The organism is Fusibacter sp. A1 (assembly GCF_004125825.1).
GTDB lineage: Bacteria > Bacillota > Clostridia > Peptostreptococcales > Acidaminobacteraceae > QQWI01.
Map to the genome: position 1 here is coordinate 1 of NZ_QQWI01000034.1, position 1936 is coordinate 1936.

Sequence of the window (1936 nt, forward strand, 5' to 3'; positions counted from 1 at the left end):
TGAGATTGTTGACAAACCCCTGTTTATTAGAAAACAGGGGTTTTCTTATGACCAAATAAGGAACTCCTGTTATTATCTCATCATGAAAAGGGTCATTTAACCCCCAATCCATCTAGTACAAGTGCCATTTTCTTGATGTTTTGTATCGTAGCGACTAGGTAAGCTTGGCTTTGCACCTTGTCGCATCCCCTATACCGGGCATACCGATAACCGTGGTGAGTCTTACTATCTGCAAAACTGCGCTCCACGGTTTCTTTACGCCTGGCGTATAAGGCTTTTCCTTTTTCTGTTTTTAAAAGTTCCCTTGCCTCATCTTTATATTCTTCATAGATATGACGACGAAGCGTTCGTTTTGTTGCACCGTCAAAAATACACTGCTCCTTATGCTCGCAACTTCGACAGACTTCAGGATCACTCTCATAGCTGCTGTAGCCTTCACGAGTGGTCGTCTGGTATTCCAGAAGTTGTCCCGCTTTGCATACGTACACATCTTCTATCAAATCATAAGTGAACCAGTACTTTGAGTCTTTCCCAGGCTTTTTATGATGCCTGACAGCACCTATGATCGGTGTGAGATGACGCTCCTTTAACCCCAGTAAGACTTTGTTGTTGAAGTAACCGGCGTCAGCGCAGGTGTATTTGATTTCCTGTGTGTTAGGTAGGCTCTTTACCACTTCGCGCACATGGTCGATCCTTTCAAGGTAAGGTGTGGCATCGTGGACATTGCCCGCACTAACATAGGTATCAAGGATGATGTTATAGGAACTATCGACTGTGCGATGATCCAGATAATAGAATCCTTCCGGTTTGCGGTCTCTGTTCATGTAACCGCTATCTGGGTCTGTCGTGCTGACTTTCTTCCGTTTCGTTTCAAGCTTATCTTCTTTTGATTTAAGCGGCTTATGTCCATGTCGCTCCCGTATCGTGTTGATGCGCTCCAAGTCGTTATTTCTCCCGGTCAACTTTTCTTCTTCCACGCTGCTGTATTTGCTATTGCTCGCATCCGCTCGGATATGTGTGGAATCGGTATAAACGATCTTGCCTTTGATCAAGCCGTACTGGTCTGCTTGTTTGAGGATTTCATAAAAGATATCCTCAAAGAGTGTGGAATCTGTAAAGCGTCTGATCCGATTCTGGCTAAAAATCGAATGGTCAGGAATCTTTGTGGTGATGCCAAAACCTAAAAACCAGCGGTAAGCCATGTTATGATGGATTTCATCCATGAGTCTACGCTCTGAAGGGATCCCATACAGGTTTTGAAGCAGTAACATTTTTATGAGTACAACAGGGTCAACGCTAGGTCTTCCTGTGGTTTGACTATAGAGAGATTCTACTAAGCCATAGATAAAGCTAAAGTCGATGTAGCTATCTATCTTTCTCAACAGATGCTCAGGTTTTACCATCTGTTCAATCATCACAAGTTCAAGTGTTTTTTGTTGCTCTTTACTCATCTCATTCATCATCATACCGGGTTTCCTCCTATGTCTTCTATCTATTACTATTCGACATTGGTTTGAAAACTCCTTTTTGCCTTTTTAAGTTTTTCTCTTTTTTACTCTAGCACGCGCCACCTTCTCTTACTCCACCAAAAGAAGGAGTAGCGAGTCACTGAACAAACTATAGCGATTCTGACAGATCTTCAGAGATTTGTGAGCGGAGTGGCCGTGCGTAGGTCAGGACGACCGGAGAGCCCATCTTCGCCATGGACGGCGAACATGGGCGTTAGGTCACGTAGCGAACTAGATTCTCTTTTCTGTCAAAGGGAGCGTGTTTGTTCAGGGGCTTGCTACGGATTCGGTGGTGGCTATCGCCTCTTATGCGCGTCTCTTTGAACACATCGTTATAAGAGAGGGCGACCACAAGGGTGCGCTACTACGCGAGGTTTAGGTACAAAAAAAGACAAAGACCACTTTCGTGGACTTTGTCAACAGTCTCA

1 protein-coding gene is annotated in these 1936 nt (G+C 44.3%); it reads right to left on the reverse strand.

What is annotated here, in order from left to right:
* Nucleotides 1-92: 92 nt before the first annotated feature.
* Nucleotides 93-1466 (reverse strand): IS1182 family transposase, encoded by a 1374-nt coding sequence (locus DWB64_RS19040; RefSeq protein WP_129489808.1) that lies wholly within the window; start codon nucleotides 1464-1466, stop codon nucleotides 93-95.
* Nucleotides 1467-1936 lie beyond the last annotated feature (470 nt).

Excerpts from the sequence above, each read along its gene's own strand:
- DWB64_RS19040 (WP_129489808.1), bottom strand. The coding sequence starts at position 1,466 with ATGATGATGAATGAGATGAGTAAAGAGCAACAAAAAACACTTGAACTT.